A 17,842-nucleotide genomic window follows, 5' to 3' on the forward strand; every position below is an offset into this window, starting at 1 on the left:
TTCGGCAACTACCACGCAGTAGCCAGCACGGTGTTCTCGCGATCATTGTGGTTGGATTCTCTGCGTGGTAGTTCCATTTCCGGGTTCGCCGCGTCCGACGCTGGGCGTGGAATGGGAGATCGCCCTGGTCGATCGTGTGACCAGAGATCTCTCCAATACAGCTGCCGAGGTGTTTTCGGCGGTCGAGGAGCTTGCGGGCTCCGAGACGCCGCACATCACCAAAGAGTTGTTGCGCAACACTGTCGAGTTGGTGACGGGCATTCACGACACTGTCGGTGAAGCCATGAGCGATCTCGACGCGTCGCTCGACCTGTTGCGCCGCGCCGCGAATCCGCTGGGCGTCGACCTCATTTGTGCGGGTACTCATCCGTTTGCTCAGTGGTCGACTCAGTTGGTCACGCGCACGCCTGATTACGACGAGTTGATCGAGCGTACGCAGTGGTGGGGACGTCAGATGTTGATCTGGGGTGTGCATGTTCACGTCGGGGTGTCCTCGGCGGATCGGGTGTTCCCCATCATCAATGCGTTGTTACAGCGGTATCCGCATCTGTTGGCGCTCTCGGCGTCGTCGCCGATGTGGGCGGGTGTCGATACCGGCTATGCGTCCAACCGGGCACTGATGTTCCAGCAGTTGCCGACGGCAGGTCTGCCGTACCAGTTCGAGAGTTGGGCCGAGTACGAGTCGTTCATCGACGACCAGATGAAGACCGGCGTGATCACCAAGATCGGTGGCATGCATTGGGATATTCGCCCGGCGCCCAAGTGGGGGACCATCGAAGTCCGGGTGTTCGACGGGGTATCGACGCGCGCGGAACTGGGCGCGCTGGTCGCGTTGGTTCACTGCCTCATCGTTGATCTCGACCGCCGCCTCAGCGCGGGGGAGACGTTGCCGAACATGCAGCCGTGGCATGTGAAGGAAAACAAGTGGCGCGCAGCCAGATACGGTCTCGATGCCGAGATCATTCTGGACTCGGCCGCGAACGAATGTCTGGTCACCGACGACTTGGAGCGACTGCTCGAAGATCTCACGCCGGTGGCGGTGTCGCTCGGGTGCGCCGACGAGTTGGCATCGGTCGCCGAGATTCCCCGACGCGGAGCGTCGTACCAGCGTCAACGGCGCGTGGCGGAAGCTCACGGCGGAGATCTGGTGGCTGTCGTCGACGCGTTGGTTGCGGAATTGGGTACCTGACGCCCCGTTGAGCACTTCGGGCAAACAGTACATTTGTCCAGACGCCGTCCAGGCACTGTTCACATGCCGTTTACTATTATCCGGTGTTGACAGACAGTGTGTCCCGAAGCGGGGCTTCAGCGGGGTCCGGAAGCGGAGCTTCAGCAGGCCAGACGGGCCAGTCCTGGGCAGCGTCGCACAAGGTCCTGATCCTGGGCAGCGCAGCGGTGCTCGCCCTGGTTCTCGGTGTGCAGGCCTTTGCGTCGTACCACGGGTATCTCGGTCCGGTGGAAAGCCTCTTCGGGGACTACTTCCTGGTCCCGCGTTCGGCCACGATGCCCTGGGTGGGGCTGGCATTGGCCCTGGTTGGGCTCGATAACCGAGAGCGTGTGTACGCGGTCTCCGCTGCTGTCGCCATCGATCTGGTGGTCGGAGTTATCCGATGGTCCGCCGGCGGGCCGATCACGATGGGTACCGGCGGCACCTGGGTGCTCACTGCCGTTGTGGTCTACGCGTTCTGGAAACTGTCCGGCGATCGCCGCAGCAGTGTCCTGCGCGGAGCGGTGTTGGGCATTTTGCTGATCATCGCCGCGAAGGTAGCCGAAACGTGGCTGTGCCTCACCATTCTGGTGGGCACCGACGTGTGGGACGAGTACGTGTTCCTGGCCGATCAGGCGCTGGGCAACCCGTCGTGGGTCATGGGTCAGGTCGTCGACGCGCTCGGCCCCGTGGGAGCGGCCGTCCTCGACTGGATCTACGTCGAATTGCCGGTCGCGATCATTGTTGTCGCGCTGTACCAGTGCCGTAAGGGTTGGCCGTCGCATCATCTTCTGCAGACGTTCCTCCTGATCGGGTTGATCGGGCCGATCTTCTACATCCTGTTCCCGGTTGTGGGTCCGGTATTTGCGTTCGGTCCGCGCGGCCTCGGATTCCAGATCGGCGATTTCTGGCCGAATATCGTTCCGAACGTGGATTTCTCGGCTCCCGCGTCGCTGCCGTTCGACGACGCCGCACCGCGTAACTGCATGCCGAGTCTTCATACCGCGTGGGCGGTGGCACTGTTCACCCACTCGCGGCGCGGCCCGTGGTGGTTGCGCACCCTGGGTACGTTCTGGCTTCTCGCGACCTTGACGGCAACGTTGGGCTTCGGGTTCCACTACGGCGTCGACCTCATCGCCGGCGCGGTTCTGTGTCTGACGCTCGACGCGGCACTGCACGATCCGGAACGTGGGTGGGGTTGGTTCCGCATCCGGCTGGTGCTCGGCGGCAGCGCGGCACTCGTCGGATTGCTGTTGTCGTACCGGTTTGCGTCGGTGCAGATGGCGGCGTACCCGGAGCTGTTCGGGCCGCTGCTTGTCGGAGTTCTGATCGCGATGTCGGTGGCGTTCTTCGCGACGTTCTACGCCAAGCCGGGCACCGCGCTCGCACGGTGGGGCGGCCGCAGCGCCGACGTCTCCGGCATCACGGATTCCGACGCTACGGATTCTGCGGCGGGTCTTCCAGTTCGTTGATCTTCATGACGGCGTCCTGCTCGCGCTGCTCGCGGTAGGCCACGCGGCCCACGCTGTGCGCGATCACCGGCGCCGTCAACATGGTGAAGATGCCGACCAGGACGAGCATCCAGATGTCGACGCTGCCGCGCAGCAGGAACACCGCGCCCATGAGAACAAGCACGAGTCCGACGACCTGAGGTTTGGTGGCCGCGTGCATCCGGCGCAAGGTGTCGGGGAATCGTACGATGCCGACGGCGGCGGTCAGAGCGAGAACCGAGCCGAGGAAGATCGCGATGACGCCGATGACGTCGAGAATGTTGTCGATCATCGGTCACTCACCCGGAATCGTGCGACGGAGACGGATCCGATGAATCCGACCAGAGCGAGTGCGACGATAGCGGGAACGATCGTGGTATCTCCGCTGTACGCGGCCCACACGGCAAGTCCACACATCGCAACGGCGACAATCGTGTCCAGCGCGACCAGACGGTCGAGTGAGCTCGGCCCGTCGATGAGCCGGAAAGTGGTCAGCACTGCGGCGACCGCGAGCATTACCCCGGAGATGACCAGGATGGTGGTGATGAAACCGTTCATTATTGATCCTCCGCTCGGGGCGCATCGAATTCGTAGTCGCGTTGGTGCCACGGGCTTGGTTGCCAGTCGGAGTCACGCTCGAACGACGCGATGAACAGTCGCTCGAGATCTTCGACCGAGCGATAGAACGCGCTCACCGCTTTCTGCGAACCCACATCGAGGACATGGACGTAGACGATTCGACGGTTCTGGTCGATCTCGAGAACCATCGTTCCCGGGATGAGGTTCAAGACGTCGATGCACAGGGTCAGCACCAGATCCGACTTGATACCCAGTTGGTAGCGCAGAACACCGGTGACGGGCGGCGGCGACGGCCGGATGGCAAGCCACGCAACCTGGATGCTGGAGACGACCGCGTAGTACACGATCACGCCGATCAGACGCAGGATCGAGAGCACATGCACTCGACCTTCCACGGGGACCGGGGGCAACGGCAGGAGAACCATGATGACCAGGCCGACGGCAAGTCCACCGAAGATGTTGCCCCAGCTGACATTGCCCCACAGCAGGATCCACACGATCATGAGCCACAGGAGAATTCCGATACGGAGTACGTGCGAGCGATTCATCGCGGTGCCTCCTCGGTGCCGACAGGTTCTGGGCCGACAGGTTCGGTGCCGACAGGTTCTTGGCCGGAATCGGTAGCCATCGGTATCGGCCGGTGATCTCCGAGAACCGCGTCGATGTAGATGGAGCGATCCTGTAGATCCTTCGCCGCGCGGTCACTGATGTCGATGATCTGCCCGGCAAACACCGTCAACGCCAGGCCCACACCGACCAGTGCGACTGTCGGGATCAGCATGAAAGCCGGAATCTTGCCGACGTCCTCGCGGTCGTCGAACGCGATGTCCTCTTCGGATTCGTCGATCAGAGCTGACGGGCTGACATCGGCGAGGTCACCTTCGGGGGCGTCGGCGCGGGCGCGCCAGAATGCCTTGGTCCACACTCGGGCCACAGCGTAGAGCGTCAGAAGGCTGGTGACGGTGCCGCCGGCCACCAGAATCCAGGCGAGCGCGCTGGCGTCGGAGGCGCCGGCTTGCAGAAGTGCAACCTTGCCGATGAAGCCCGAGAACGGGGGGATACCACCAAGATTGAGCGCGGGAACCAGGAACACGATTGCCAGGATCGGGCTGGCCGCGGCCAAACCGCCGAGGCGCCTCAGTGAGGAGCTTCCGGCTTGTCGTTCGATAAGACCCACGACGAGGAAGAGCGTCGTCTGCACGATGATGTGGTGCGCGACGTAGTAGATGGCGCCGGACAAGCCCGACGTGGTGGAGAGCGCGATACCGAAGATCATGTAGCCGATATGGCTGACCAGGGTGAAGGACAGTAATCGTTTGATGTCGCTCTGGGCGATGGCGCCCATGATGCCGACCACCATGGTCAACAGACCACACACCATCAGGACGTTGTCGAGTTCACCTTGCGGGAACAGGAGTGAGTGCGCGCGGATGATCGCGTACACACCGACCTTGGTGAGCAAGCCGGCAAAAACTGCGGTGATGGGCGCAGGTGCTGTCGGGTAGGAGTCGGGAAGCCAGGCCGAGAGTGGGAAGACAGCAGCTTTGATGCCGAAGGCGACGAGGAGGACGCCGAAGATCGCGGTGCGGGTGCCGGCGGGAATGTTGTCGAACCGCAGGGCCATGTCGGCCATGTTGAGAGTGCCCGTCGCGGCGTACGCGAAGGCGATGCCGGCCAGGAAGATCAGCGACGACACCATCGAGACCATGACGTACGAGACGCCGGCCCGAACGCGGTCGGCGCTCGCTCCCAGTGTCAGCAGCACGAAGCTCGCAGACAGCAGCACCTCGAACCCGACGTACAGGTTGAAGAGGTCACCGGCGAGGAACGCGTTGGAAATGCCCGCGGTGAGAGCGAGATATGTCGGTAGGAAGATCGACACCGGCTGCGCTTCGTTGCCGTCGCGAATACCCTGACCGATCGCGTACACCATGACGGTGAGCAGGACGATCGACGAGACCAGCAGCATTATCGCCGACAGCCGGTCGACGACGAGGGTGATGCCGATCGGCGAATCCCAGCCGCCCACCTGAACTGCGGTGGTGCCGTCGCGGTCTGCGAGATAGAGCAGCATTGCCGACACGGCGACGACACCGACGAGAGCGATCAGGGTGATGACTCGTTGGAAGCGGGGACGCCGGCCGACAACAAGTGTTGCGGCGGCGCCCAGCATCGGGATCAGGACGGGCAGGGGCGCAAGTGCGCCCATGATGTTGGACGAGATGGTCACGTTCGCGCACCTCCCTTGTCGTCTTTCTGGCGCTTCTCGGATTCCTTCTTACGGGCGAGGTCGGTGGCCCAGTCGGGCACGGGTTCGTCCTCGAAATCGCCGTCGTGAAGGTCGTCGTAGCACTCGATGTCTTCGAGGTTGACCAGTTGTTCGAGGGGGATAGGGTTGCCGTCCTTGTCGAAGGCGTCGCCGCCGATGCTGGGCGCACCGGTGACGGGGTCGTCGGATCGGTCGTGGTCGGGGGCGTCGGCGGGCAGTCGGCGCTTGAGGACCTTGGTGTCCTCGGGATCGTCTTCGACGGCGTCTGCGGTGTTGATCTTGAAAGACCGGTACGCCAGTGCCAGAACAAAGGCGGCCATGCCCATCGTGATGACGATCGCGGTGAGGATCATGCCCTGCGCCAGGGGGTCGGCGATTTCCTCGTGCACGGAGTCGCGGCCGACGATCGGCGGATTGCCGTCGCTGCCGCCGACGGTGAGGATCAGGAGGTTGATGCCGTTGCCGAGCAGAAGCATTCCCAGCAACATGCGGGTGATGCCGCGCTCGATCAGCAGGTACACACCTGTCGACGTCAGGACGGCGATCAGGAGGAGCATTCCGATATTTGCGCTCACGATGCTTTCACCTCGATTTCTGCGTCGAGGCGTGCGCCGAGACTTCGGAGTACGTCCAGCACCAGACCGACCACGATGAGGTAGACGCCGAGGTCGAAGAACAGTGCGGTGACCAGTTTGACGTGGCCGATGAGGGGGAGTGTGAACTCGAAGACCGCCGACGAGAGTGCCGGGGCACCGAGGAACAGCGAGGTGATTGCGGTTCCGGCCGAGAGGGCCAAGCCCAGGCCGAGGATCTTTCCGGCATCGATGGGAACTGCTTCACCGAGTTCGTATCGTCCACCGGCGAGGTAGCGCAACACGAGCGCGAGCCCGGCCGTCAATCCGCCGGCAAAGCCGCCGCCTGGCGCGTTGTGGCCGGAGAAGAAGAAGTAGATCGACAGCACCATGATGGTGGGGAAGACCAATCGGGTGGTGACCTCGAGGACCAGGGAGCGGTGACGCGGATCGATGAGATCGCCGCCGCGTAGCCACGTCGTGTCGGTGCTCGCGGCGGCTTTGTCGACGATCAAGGACGGAGCGTCGGAAACACGGGGCGCGATACCGAAGCGGCGGTTGCGGAACACGAGGCTCGCGACGCCTGTCGCGGCAACCAGCAGCACCGAGATCTCGCCGAGAGTGTCCCACGCGCGAATGTCGACGAGGAGGACGTTGACCACGTTCTTGCCGTTACCGATGGTGTACGCGGCGTCCGGAAGCAGTTCGTAGATCGGACGCGTATTGCGGGCGTTGACCGCGTACGCCGCGATAGCGGTGATCGTGATTCCGACGGCACCGGCAAGGAGGGCGCGCGGCAACTTGAACCCGATCGACTTGCTCTCGTCGATCTCCGCCGGGAACTTCCGAAGCACCAGCACGAAGATGACCAAAGTCAGTGTCTCGACCAGGAATTGGGTAAGGGCCAGGTCAGGGGCACCGTGCAGCGCGAACAACACGCCGGAGCCGTAGCCGGTGAGCCCGACCAGGATCACGGCGGCCAGACGGTTGCGCATGACGGTCGCAGCGAGGGCCGCGGCGATCATCATCAGCGCGATGGTCAGCTGAATGGGGGAATCCCACAACCGCAAATTGACGCCCGTGTCGGTGTCGATGATCAGCAGGACCAGTGGAACGACAACCAGCGTCGCGAGGATAGTCGACTGCGTCCGGGGTAGTGAACCACGCTGCGTGACGCCGGTCAGACGCATGGAGATGGTGTCCATGCCGCGCAGGGTCGCGTCGTAGATTCGGTCGGCGTTTCCGAGCGGAGGGTGCTCGAAGTGCAGGCGACTGATTTGGCGCTGTGCGATGTAGAGCGCAAAACCTCCGGCGATGACCACGCAGGTAAGTAGCAGTGGCGTGTTGACGCCGTGCCATAACGCCAGGTGATAGTCGGCGTGCGGACCGGCGGGCAGGGTGGTGGAGTACGGCGTGAGCAGCTTCTCGAGCTGCGGGGACAGTATTCCGGCAGCCAGTCCGGCAACGGCGAGCAGGCCGGGGGAGAACAGGAACAGCCAGCTGGGCGCATGCATCTTGCTCACAGCGGGACTGGGCTTGCTCAGGGTCTTGCGTCCGAATGCGCCCCAGATGAATCGGATGCTGTATCCGACGGTCAGGATCGAGCCCATCACGATGACGGTGATGACGGCGATGGACGACCAGTGTCCGAGGACGTCGGTTTCGAGGACCGATTCGAGGGCAGCTTCCTTGCCGACAAATCCGAGGAGCGGCGGTAGCCCGGCCATGCTGGCGGCGGCGAGGGCCGCGATGATCGCCAGTGCGGGGGCCGTCTTACCGAGGTGAGCAAGTTTGCGCAGGTCACGCGTTCCAGTGGTGTGGTCGATGATGCCGACCACCATGAAGAGCGCAGCCTTGAACATGGCGTGCGCCACCACCATCGTCATACCGGCGAGGGCCGCGTCGCGGGTACCCAGACCGACAAGAACCATCATGAAACCGAGTTGGCTGACGGTGCCGAACGCCAGGACGAGTTTGAGGTCGTACGCCCGCATGGCTCGCCAACCGGCGAGAATCATCGACAGCAAACCGAGGCTGATGATGGTGATGCGCCACGGCGGTGAATCCGCGTATCCGGGGGCGAGACGCGCGACGAGGTAGATGCCGGCCTTGACCATCGCGGCGGCATGGAGATAGCCGCTGACCGGGGTGGGTGCGGCCATGGCGCCTGGTAGCCAGAAGTGCAGCGGGACGATGGCGGATTTCGACAGCGCACCGATCAGGATCAGAACAATCGCGACGGATGGCAACCATCCCGTGGGCGGCGAGGCGACCAGGTCGGACAGGTTGTAGCTGCCACCGGCCTGGCCGAGGATGATCATGCCGACCAACATCGCGAGACCACCCGCGGTGGTGACCAACAGTGCCTGGGTTGCAGCGCGGCGACTGGTGGCGCGCTCGGCGTAGTGGCCGACCAACAGGAATGACAGAACCGTGGTCAGTTCCCAGAACATGTAGAGCAGCAACATGTTGTCACTGGTCACGAGACCGAACATGGCCCCGGCGAACGCCACCATCTCGGCGGCGAATATGCCGAGGCGGGGTTCGTCGTCGTTGAAATATCGTGCGCAGTAGATCAGGATCAGCGTGCCGACCCCGAGGACCAGCACGGCCATGATCGCGGAGAGCGCGTCGAATCTGAAGTCGATGTCCATCGACAGGCCAGGCGCCCACGTGATGTGGAGTGTCTCGACTGTGCCCCATTTGTCGATGACCCAACCGAGGCTGATCAGCGGAACCAGAGAGAGTGGGAAAAATCCGTTTCGCCCGAACCTGCGCACCACAAGCGGAGCCAAGAGGGCGGCAACGGCATGGGCAAGCAGAATACTGAGCAAAAGGCACTCCGTCGTGTTGTGTTCAGCGGGCGGCGGGGTGTCCGAACAAATCGAACCTATCGGTATTTTCGGGACGAATCCTCTTCACAAGGACATCGTCTGCGTGTATATATTACCGGCCCGTCTTCTTTTGCCGTGCAGTGCGTCGCTTCGAACTACAACCGTGTGAACTGATACACGTATGTTGGACCAGGTGAAATCGCAGATCATCCGCACCGCCGCCCTTGCTCATATTCGGGATCGCCGACTGATTCAGACCCGGTCGGTCGGTAAGACAGCGTTCTACATGGCCGGCGGCAAAATCGATCCGGGTGAGACGACGGAACAGGCGCTGCATCGCGAGATTCGTGAGGAACTCGATGTCGGCCTGGTCCCGGGCAGCGTCGAGTTTCTGGACGTGTTCGAGGCCCAGGCATTCGGTCATTCGGTCGGAACGGCCCTGCACATGAGTTGCTATCGCGCCGAAATGGACGGCGAACCCCGTCCGACGAGTGAGATAGCCGAGATTCGCTACTTCACTTCGGCCGAGTACGAAGCGATGGACGAGGTGGCGCCAGGCTCGCTCAAAGTGTTTCGACGCTTGGTGTCGATGGACCTGATTGACTGATCAGACGCAGTCGGTGGCTGGCGTAGGCGCAGATGACCACGATCGCGAGAGCTGCACCGTTGAGGATCAGGACATCGCCGGAGGGTTCGAACCGACTGGCGGCGGTGTCTCCGGTGATGGGCGTGTAGTCGGTCCACCCGTAGGAGAATTGCGGATACACCAGCAACGCAAATGCCGTGGGTCCGAAGATCACACCAAGTCCGACCAGTAGTCGCGAAGCACCCGTCCGCGCCGGTTCGGACTGCATGGCGCTGACAATCGTGTACGCCGCGCCGGCGCCGCAGACACGGATCAGGATGTCGCTGACCGACATGGCGCTGTCCAACGAGAATGTGGTTGTCGCCACGTAGCTCACAATTCCGGCAACCGAGAGTGCGACGAGCAAGGCGTAGCCGATCACGAGTGAGGGGCGGAACGCGGCGAGAGTTGCTGCAGCGATGATGAGGACCGTCAGAAATATCGCTGTCGGTAGGGGCGCCGATACCTCGGTGCTGACGGACGACGACAGGCTGTTCGCCACGGAGGTTGCCAGCATGGCCGCAGCGGCAGTCGCCATCAGCAGGATCTGACCGCCGTTCTCCAACACCCGCGCGGCGACGACGGTGACCAGAAGAGCACAGGCGACAAGGGGAATTGCCGCCCACACGGTGTTGATGGTGATCCACCAATTCAGTGCCACGCCCATGAGCGTCAGCACTGCCGAGATCACTACAGGCCGCACCGCCATCCGTTCCGGTGGCTCGTCTCGATGTCGGTCGGCGTTGCTGCGCCACCAGATGAGTGTCGTCAGTGTGGTGAGCCCGAGAGCAGTGAGCGTGGCGGCCACGATCGGCGGCTGAAACTGTGCGGTGTCCTGCGCGAGGTAGTCCGCATAGCGTCGGGGAACAGCGGTGGGGTCGAGCAGTGTGTCCGAAACAAACACGGCCACAAGCACACCCGCGACAGTGGCTGCTCGCACCATTCGGGGAATCGTGACCGTCACGGCTCCGAGCGCCACACCGGCCCCGACAGGGGACAGGGCCTCGAATGCCTGGTGATACAGGCCCGGTAGTTCCAGCAAGAGGCCGCCGAGCGTCACCAAGGCAGCCGTCCGAATGCGGGTGCGAGCGAGACCGGCCGCAGTGCCGACGGCAACAACCGCCAGAACACCGGCCCCGATCGTGCCGATGGACCAGAACCGATCGCCCGACCAAATCGACCGGGACTGGCTTTCGAGGAAGGGCGCCAGGCCAACCACGGTGACTACGAATGCCGTCAGACCGCCGAGTATCAGGCGGGGCGTCCTGCTTTTGACGGGCACCACTTCACGGTAGTCAATGAGCGTCGGAAACGCCGGATTCTGCTGAATTGGAGTTGTGCGGCGCTCGTCTGACAGCGGCGCCGCACACCACGACGATTGCGGTGAAGAGGAGTGCGGTTCCGATTGTCTCGGCGGTGATGTAGTCGACGGGGAACGTGGGGAATGATTCCGCAGTCGGATCGGAATCGGATTTCAAGTAACTCCCTACATAAATCGTCACTGTGGAGAGTTGATCAGTGAGTACAGCGATCGAGGTGAACGTCATTGCCGCGAACGGGATCGCGAGTCCGAGGGTGGCGTCGATCAGGCTGCCGGGGGCAAATGCGCCGAGCAATGCCGCTCCGCCGAACCCCAAGGCAGCGAGCTTCACCACGACGGAGGCGGTTCCGTGCGCAGAGGCGAAAGGGACAAGCACGGACAAGGGCACCGCGGCAAGAATGACCACGGCGACGGTAGTGGGGACGAGCTTGCACAGCCGCAACCCCAGCGCGACGGCCACACCGGTGGCGAGCACCGCAATCCAAGGAGATTGCAGCGACGCCCACTGGTCGAATCCGCCATTGAGGAGCACCAGCGTCGGGGCCGATGCGGCCGCGAGAGCTGTTGCAGCCCAGAGGAACTTACCGCCTGCGCCGGACTGGTCGCCGAGCCGATGCGCTGCAATGGCTGTCAGTGTCAATGCCGCTGCGGCGCACACGACCATGACGACCCAGGCAGTGCCTTCACTCGCATACTTCTGGCGATCGATCACGGATCCCAGTACCCGGTGACCGATTGCCAAGGCGAACACGGCAATGAGCGCTATACGGATTTCGCCGGCGTCGGGGCGTCTGATGCGGAATCCGGACTGAGCGGTTATCGCGCACGCGATTGCCAGCACGGCAGTTGCTGCGAGGAGTATCCAGGCCGGTTCGCCCACCGCGGAGGTGCTCAGGCGCCCCGTTGTGGTGCCGAAAGCGCGTGCGGACAAGAATCCGGCGATCACGCCCAGGAGTACGCCGTTCTTGGCGGCGACCCGATCCCAGCTCGCGGCAACCGCGCAGCCCAGAATGACACCCGCCGCAATGCTCTTGAGCACTTCGAGAGTGATCAGTAGGTCGAGAACGGCAACTTCCGGAACGGCAACCCGGATCAGTGTGATGATCGCTGTTGCCACGGCAACGGCAATCCACGCGGCTCGGCGAGAACCGCTCCGCTGAGTCAGCGCACAGGCGAAGACGGCTACGATGGCGCCGAGCGCGACGGAGGTGGGACCGCTGCTGATCCAGCGGTCGAGTTCGGACTGCGAGGCGACAATCGCCCAGTCCTGTAGTGGTGGGTTGGTCAGGGCGAAGGCGGCAAGTGACCCCGACGCGAGTGCCGCGAGGGTGGTGAGGATCGCTCGGAAATCGACTGGCATCGAACCAACCTATCGCGGGCGCACTCTCAGGCCGGTGGGGTCAACGCGGGAAACCAGATGTCGGTCAGGACGTCGGCGGCGACGTCGGCGCCTGCGGTGATTGCGCCCTGCTCTGCCCAGCGGATGAAGAATCGCTCTATCTGGGTGAGTAGCAGTTCAACTCGGAGTTTTGCCTCGTCGTGGCGCTCCTGCGGCCACCGGGCAAGGTACGACGTCATCGCATTGGGGAGCGCCGAGATGCCGTCGCGGGCGAGGGTGCGAAATTCGGGTTCGAGAACCATAGCCTCGTCCCACGCACGCATCAGGTGGTGGTGATCGCGGCACCAGTCGAGTGTGCGGTTGATCCACCCCGCAAATTCTGCGCGTGAACCGGAATCGAGGACGTGGTCGAGGTCCTGGAATATCGCGAGTGTGCTGATGACGACGGAGTTGGAGCCGAGGGCTTTGAGTATGTCGAGTTTGCCGGGGAAGTGGAGATAGAACGTGGCCCGACTGCATCCGACCGCCGCTGCGATGTCTTCCACGGTGACGGTTGCGTAGCCCCGTTCGGTGAACAGAGCGTCGGCGGCGGCCACCAGGTCGGCGCGGGTCTGCAGCTTCTGCTTTTCGCGCAGAGTCGGTTTGGCGGCGGTGTCTGTCATTGAAGGAATCTTACGGCTGTCGGCGAGTTTGCACGAGACTGTCCGTCTGTCACTTGACAGGCCGTTAGTGAAAGCTACTCTGTGGTGCAGGGCACAATCGACCGATCAGAGGACGCCATGACAATCTCGGACGCAACGCGCACACCTGACCTGCCAGCCGGATTCGACGTCACCGACCCCGGCCTCCTCGGCGAGCGGATTCCGTTCGAGGAGTTTGCCGAACTTCGCCGCAATGCACCGGTCTGGTGGTGCGAACAACCGCCCACCGTCGGCGGATTCCAGGACGACGGCTACTGGGTTGTCTCCCGCCATGCGGACGTCAAAGAGGTCAGCCAGCGCAGCGATATCTTCTCGAGCTGGGAGAACACCGCCATCGCACGCTTCGCCGACGACATGCCGCGCGAGGCAATCGAGATGCTGCGGCACCTGCTCCTCAACAAGGATGCGCCGGAGCACACCAAACTCCGCAAGCTGATTTCCAAGCTGTTCACCCCGCGTGCGATCAACGGTATGCGCGACGAATTGGACCGCCGCGCTCGCAACATCGTCGACACCGCTGTGGGCGAAGGCCCGGGTGATTTCGTGAAGCAGATCGCCAGTGAACTGCCGCTGCAGGCGATCGCGGATCTGATCGGTGTGCCGCAGGACGATCGCGACAAGCTGTTCAAGTGGTCCAACGAGATGATGGGCTACGACGATCCCGAGTACGTGGGTGATCCGGCTGTCGCGTCCACCGAGGTGCTCGGATACGCCTACCAAATGGCCGATGCGCGTCGCAGTTGCCCGGCCGACGACATCGTCACCACCCTGGTCCAGGCCGACATCGACGGCGACGCCCTGAGCCCCGAAGAGTTCGGATTCTTCGTCCTGATCCTCGCGGTGGCGGGCAACGAGACAACTCGAAATGCCATCACCCACGGCATGATTGCGTTCCTCGAGAATCCCGAGCAGTGGGAGCTGTACAAGAAGGAGCGGCCCAAGACCACTGCCGACGAGATCGTCCGCTGGGCAACACCGGTCACCGCGTTCCAGCGCACCGCCCTCGAAGACACCGAACTCGCCGGCGTCTCGATCAAGAAGGGGCAGCGGGTGGTCATGCTGTACAGCTCCGCCAACTTCGACGAGGACGTGTTCGAGGATCCGATGACCTTCGACATCACCCGTAACCCCAATCCTCACTTGGGTTTCGGTGGAACGGGTGCGCACTTCTGCATCGGCGCGAACCTTGCCCGCATGGAGATCGACCTGATGTTCAACGCGCTCGCCGACAACGTCCCGGACATCACCAAGATCGGTGATCCTCGTCGCCTGCGCTCGGGTTGGATCAACGGCATCAAGGAGTTCCAGGTGGATTACAAGAGCACGGGCTGCCCCGTAGCTCACTAGAGTCGGTAGGTGAGAGGTTTGCACCTACGTACCGAAGGAGCCACCGCATGACATCGATCAACGACAAGGCCACCGCTCTACTCGCATTGCACCAGCCAGGCAACCCCGTCATTCTCCCCACGGTGTGGGATGCGTGGTCGGCAAATCTTGCGGTGGCCGCTGGTTTCGCGGCCCTGACCGTGGGCAGCCACCCCGTATCGGATTCCATCGGCAAGCCGGACAACGAAGGCATCACGTTCGGTGAGTTGGTGCGTCGGATCAAGCAGATCACGGGGGCCGTCGACGCTCCCATCTCCGTGGACATCGAGAGTGGCTACGGACTCGAGCCCGCTGTGCTCATCGAAGGGTTGATCGATGCCGGCGCTGTCGGTCTCAACATCGAGGACACCGTGCACAGTGAGGGTGGCCGTCTGCGCGAGGCGCAGGAGCACGCCGACTTTGTGGGTGGTCTTCGCCAGGCCGCCGACGCCGCCGGTGTGCACGTAGTTGTCAACGCGCGCACCGACTTGTTCGTCAAGCAGGTGGGTGACGAGGCCGATCGGGTGGACCGGGCCATTGCTCGACTGAAATTGGCCGCGGACGCGGGTGCCGATGTTCTCTACCCCGTCGGACGCCACGACGACGCGGTTCAGCGTCGTCTGACGTCGGAGCTTCCGCTGCCGGTCAATGCAATCGGTATTCCGGATCAGGACGACCCGGCCAGTTTCGGGCCGCTCGGCGTAGCGCGGGTGAGCTTCGGGCCGTTTTTCCAGATGGCATTGTCGAATCGGGCCAACGAGATCCTGGGGCGCTGGAAGTAACTATGCAGAATGTGATGTCGCCAGGCCCGCTTCTCGATGCGCGTGGGCACCTCGTAGAGGCGGGTTGGGCGCCGTCGGAGGTCAAGAGTTACCAGCGGTCCGCCGTTCGGGCACCGAAGTTCCGACTCAAGGAGTGGGACTACTACTGCGTTCTCACAACGGAATACGGCATTGCGCTGACCGTCGCGGACAACGGATACATGGGTTTGCTCGGGGTGTCGTGGCTGGATTTCACCACTCCGCGTGAGGTGACGGAAAACGTCATGCTGCCATTCCCGATGGGCAAGCTGGGGTTGCCGTCCAGCGCGGATTCCGGCGACGTTGTCGTATCGAAAGGCAAGGCGCGCTTCGAGTTCAGACACGTCGACGGTGGTCGTCGGCTGATCGTGGACTACCCGGCTTTCGACGGTGGGAAGGGATTGCATGCGGATCTGTTTCTCGAAAGCCCCGACGATGATCGAATGGTGATCGCCACACCGTTTCCGAAGGCTCCGCGCTCGTTCTACTACAACCAGAAGGTCAACTGCCTGCCTGCGACCGGAACGGTTCGAGTTGGCACCCAGGAGTTCGGATTTGCTCCGGAAGATGCTTTCGGAGTGCTGGATTGGGGTCGCGGAGTCTGGACCTACGACAACACGTGGTACTGGGGTTCGGCATCGGGATTGGTGAACGGTGAGCGATTCGGCTTCAACATCGGCTACGGGTTCGGGGACACGGCAGCGGCCAGTGAGAACATTGCGTTTGTGAATGGTGTTGCGCACAAACTGGATCGGCTCGAGTTCGAGATCCCATCGGGTACCTACGACGGTGCGCCGTGGAAGTTCAGTAGCAACGACGGCCGCTTCGAGATGAAGTTCGAGCCGATCATCGACAGGGCCGCGACCTTCGACGTCGGGGTGCTGCGGTCCATTCAGCACCAGGTGTTCGGCAGGTTCACCGGAACCGTGGTTCTCGACGGCGGTACAGCGGTGGAAGTTCGCGACCTCCTCGGATTTGCAGAGGAGGTGCGCAACCGCTGGTAGGGGAGGAAGCCAGCACCGTTTGTGTGAGGCGAGCACTCTTTCCGGTCTGCGGGAAGCCGTGCTCGCTGTGCACAAACCGTGCTAGCTTCGCCGACGAACTCGTAGTTACCGGATGTCTGTGAGTTCTCCGTACACCGTTCGCCCTTCCAGAATGGTGGCGCGTACCTCGATGCCGGCCAATTCGGTGGGCAGCACATCGAGCGGGTTTGCCGAGAGCACAACAAGATCCGCGTAGGCGCCCGGGAAAATTGTGCCGATGCTCTCTTCGCTGAAGAGTTGCCAGGCGGCATTGACGGTGTGAGCGCGCAGGGCGGCGTCGACGGGAATGCGTTCCTCCGGCGCACGCACCTGGCCACTGGGCGAGAGCCGCGTGACCGCGTCCTGCATGTTCCGTAGCGGATTGGCCGGGGTGACCGGGCCGTCGTTGTGGAAGGTGAACCGTTGCCCGGCGGCAAGGGCGGAACCTGCTGCCGCCCAAGCTCCGCCGTGCTCGGGGCCGAACAGGTCGTCGACCAGCACGTCGCCCCAGTAGTGGAGGTGATCGATGAAGATACTGACGGTGACGCCCATTTCAGTGGCCCGGCGGAATTGATCCGCACGCATGGCACCGACGTGTTCGAGGCGCAAACGGTGATCGCTGCGCGGATATTCCTGCAGCAGTTGCTCCCACGCGTCGAGCACCATGGTGATCGCGTCGTCGCCGTGGGCGTGGCACGCAATCTGCCAGCCCTTGTCGAAGTAGGCGGCGCTGATGTCGTGGATCTGTTCGCCGGTGTAGTTGGCATGGCCGTGGGTGCAGGCGATTCCGAGTCCGCGAGTAGCTGCGGTGTCCAGGTACGGGAAACTGGTCGCGACGTTGCCGACCCACGGCGAACCGTCGGACCAGACCTTGATGCCGATCTGCTTGACCAGATCATCACCCTCGCCGGGGGTGGCGTCGGTGGTGCGTTCCGGCGTCGACATTTCGTAGAGACGGAACCGGGTGGTGAGCCCGCCGGCGTCGGCAATTGCTTTCAAAGCCGGGCGCATTCGTGGGTCGAACGACATTTCGGCAACGGTGGTGATGCCAGCTGCATTGAGCCGGGCGCACTCGGCGGCCAACAGTTGAGGGTAGTCGCTCCCGATGGTCATCGCATGGCCGGCAACGGCAAACACGGCGGGTGTCTCGTACGCTGCGCCGTCGAGTTCCCCCGATGAATCGTGGCCGTACGATCCGCCGATCGGATCGGGGGTGTCTCGGGTGATCCCGGCTTGTGCTGCGGCGGCAGTGTTGAAGTAGGCGACGTGGCCCGAGTTGTGCATGATGACGAGGGGATGATCAGGAGCGATCATGTCGAGCCACGCGAGGGTGGGTTCGGGTAGCCCCTTCTGCAGCAGCGGATCCCAACCGTTGAGGGAAGCGCCGGCCGCACCGCGGGCGGCGACGGTGTCGATGACGGTGGCAACGACGGTATCCGCGTCGGCGATGGTGACGGGGCGGATGTCGACAACTGCAGGGCCGAGCACGATGGCCTCTTCCAGCGGATGCCCGTGCGGTTCGATGAATCCTGGTAGTACGGCGGCGGTTCCGAGGTCTACTACCTGGGTGCTGTCGCCGATGAACGACTCGATCTCGGCTTTCTCACCCATCGCAGTGATCCGGCCACCGGTCACGGCCAGCGCGTTCGCGCGCGGAACGTCCTCGTGCATGGTGACGATGTCGCCGTACAGAACAAGATCAGCGTCCATGGTGAGTC

At 63.1% G+C, this 17,842-nt stretch carries 16 protein-coding genes; 6 read left to right on the forward strand and 10 right to left on the reverse strand.

The window, feature by feature from the left end; genetic code table 11:
* The first annotated feature begins 64 nt into the window (after positions 1 to 64).
* Both ACFRFQ_RS02705 and ACFRFQ_RS02710 read left to right on the forward strand, forming a co-directional pair.
* Complete coding sequence (locus tag ACFRFQ_RS02705; protein ID WP_138869880.1) at positions 65 to 1,189, forward strand: glutamate--cysteine ligase; 1,125 nt, start codon at positions 65 to 67, stop codon at positions 1,187 to 1,189.
* A 185-nt stretch (positions 1,190 to 1,374) separates the two neighbouring features.
* Positions 1,375 to 2,679, forward strand: coding sequence for a DUF5933 domain-containing protein (locus ACFRFQ_RS02710; protein ID WP_378653519.1), 1,305 nt, complete (start codon positions 1,375 to 1,377; stop codon positions 2,677 to 2,679).
* On the opposite strand, the gene mnhG is transcribed toward ACFRFQ_RS02710, so the two are convergent.
* Genes mnhG through ACFRFQ_RS02740 form a run of 6 tightly spaced genes read right to left on the reverse strand, consistent with a single transcriptional unit; the run spans position 2,645 to position 8,951 of the window.
* A complete protein-coding gene (mnhG, locus tag ACFRFQ_RS02715; protein WP_378652760.1) occupies positions 2,645 to 2,989 on the reverse strand; it encodes a monovalent cation/H(+) antiporter subunit G in 345 nt (114 codons plus the stop codon). The genes ACFRFQ_RS02710 and mnhG overlap by 35 nt on opposite strands.
* Positions 2,986 to 3,255 (reverse strand): monovalent cation/H+ antiporter complex subunit F, encoded by a 270-nt coding sequence (locus tag ACFRFQ_RS02720; protein ID WP_378652762.1) that lies wholly within the window; start codon positions 3,253 to 3,255, stop codon positions 2,986 to 2,988. The genes mnhG and ACFRFQ_RS02720 overlap by 4 nt, the downstream gene beginning before the upstream one ends.
* On the reverse strand, positions 3,255 to 3,824 hold the full coding sequence (locus tag ACFRFQ_RS02725; RefSeq protein ID WP_378652765.1) for a Na+/H+ antiporter subunit E: 570 nt from the start codon (positions 3,822 to 3,824) through the stop codon (positions 3,255 to 3,257). The genes ACFRFQ_RS02720 and ACFRFQ_RS02725 overlap by 1 nt, the downstream gene beginning before the upstream one ends.
* Positions 3,821 to 5,506 (reverse strand): Na+/H+ antiporter subunit D, encoded by a 1,686-nt coding sequence (locus ACFRFQ_RS02730; RefSeq protein ID WP_378652768.1) that lies wholly within the window; start codon positions 5,504 to 5,506, stop codon positions 3,821 to 3,823. The genes ACFRFQ_RS02725 and ACFRFQ_RS02730 overlap by 4 nt, the downstream gene beginning before the upstream one ends.
* Positions 5,503 to 6,120: a Na(+)/H(+) antiporter subunit C gene (locus tag ACFRFQ_RS02735; RefSeq protein ID WP_378652771.1), complete on the reverse strand. Its 618-nt coding sequence runs from the start codon at positions 6,118 to 6,120 to the stop codon at positions 5,503 to 5,505. Before ACFRFQ_RS02735 ends, ACFRFQ_RS02730 begins: the two co-directional genes overlap by 4 nt.
* Positions 6,117 to 8,951 carry a Na+/H+ antiporter subunit A gene (locus ACFRFQ_RS02740; RefSeq protein WP_378652773.1) on the reverse strand — a complete coding sequence of 945 codons (2,835 nt, stop codon included), beginning with the start codon at positions 8,949 to 8,951 and terminating at the stop codon, positions 6,117 to 6,119. Before ACFRFQ_RS02740 ends, ACFRFQ_RS02735 begins: the two co-directional genes overlap by 4 nt.
* A 193-nt stretch (positions 8,952 to 9,144) precedes the next feature.
* On the opposite strand from ACFRFQ_RS02740, the gene ACFRFQ_RS02745 reads away from it, so the two are divergent.
* On the forward strand, positions 9,145 to 9,558 hold the full coding sequence (locus ACFRFQ_RS02745) for an NUDIX domain-containing protein (RefSeq protein WP_378652775.1): 414 nt from the start codon (positions 9,145 to 9,147) through the stop codon (positions 9,556 to 9,558).
* On the opposite strand, the gene ACFRFQ_RS02750 is transcribed toward ACFRFQ_RS02745, so the two are convergent.
* Genes ACFRFQ_RS02750 through ACFRFQ_RS02760 form a run of 3 tightly spaced genes read right to left on the reverse strand, consistent with a single transcriptional unit; the run spans position 9,515 to position 12,898 of the window.
* Positions 9,515 to 10,858 (reverse strand): hypothetical protein, encoded by a 1,344-nt coding sequence (locus tag ACFRFQ_RS02750; protein WP_378652777.1) that lies wholly within the window; start codon positions 10,856 to 10,858, stop codon positions 9,515 to 9,517. The two genes, ACFRFQ_RS02745 and ACFRFQ_RS02750, sit on opposite strands and share 44 nt — an antisense overlap.
* A gap of 13 nt (positions 10,859 to 10,871) precedes the next feature.
* Positions 10,872 to 12,257: a hypothetical protein gene (locus tag ACFRFQ_RS02755; protein WP_378652780.1), complete on the reverse strand. Its 1,386-nt coding sequence runs from the start codon at positions 12,255 to 12,257 to the stop codon at positions 10,872 to 10,874.
* 26 nt (positions 12,258 to 12,283) lie between these two features.
* A complete protein-coding gene (locus ACFRFQ_RS02760; protein WP_378652783.1) occupies positions 12,284 to 12,898 on the reverse strand; it encodes a TetR/AcrR family transcriptional regulator in 615 nt (204 codons plus the stop codon).
* A gap of 117 nt (positions 12,899 to 13,015) precedes the next feature.
* Here ACFRFQ_RS02760 and ACFRFQ_RS02765 point away from each other — a divergent pair, with 117 nt between their 5' ends.
* Genes ACFRFQ_RS02765 through ACFRFQ_RS02775 form a run of 3 tightly spaced genes read left to right on the forward strand, consistent with a single transcriptional unit; the run spans position 13,016 to position 16,106 of the window.
* Complete coding sequence (locus tag ACFRFQ_RS02765) at positions 13,016 to 14,284, forward strand: cytochrome P450 (RefSeq protein ID WP_138869870.1); 1,269 nt, start codon at positions 13,016 to 13,018, stop codon at positions 14,282 to 14,284.
* A gap of 47 nt (positions 14,285 to 14,331) precedes the next feature.
* A complete protein-coding gene (locus ACFRFQ_RS02770) occupies positions 14,332 to 15,084 on the forward strand; it encodes an isocitrate lyase/phosphoenolpyruvate mutase family protein (RefSeq protein ID WP_378652787.1) in 753 nt (250 codons plus the stop codon).
* 2 nt (positions 15,085 to 15,086) lie between these two features.
* Positions 15,087 to 16,106 (forward strand): DUF2804 domain-containing protein, encoded by a 1,020-nt coding sequence (locus tag ACFRFQ_RS02775; RefSeq protein ID WP_378652789.1) that lies wholly within the window; start codon positions 15,087 to 15,089, stop codon positions 16,104 to 16,106.
* Between the two features lie 105 nt (positions 16,107 to 16,211).
* Here ACFRFQ_RS02775 and ACFRFQ_RS02780 read toward each other — a convergent pair whose 3' ends face one another.
* Positions 16,212 to 17,834 (reverse strand): amidohydrolase, encoded by a 1,623-nt coding sequence (locus tag ACFRFQ_RS02780; RefSeq protein ID WP_378652792.1) that lies wholly within the window; start codon positions 17,832 to 17,834, stop codon positions 16,212 to 16,214.
* Positions 17,835 to 17,842: the final 8 nt, after the last annotated feature.

The organism is Rhodococcus sp. NPDC056743 (assembly GCF_042790355.1).
Taxonomy (GTDB): Bacteria; Actinomycetota; Actinomycetes; order Mycobacteriales; family Mycobacteriaceae; genus Rhodococcus_F.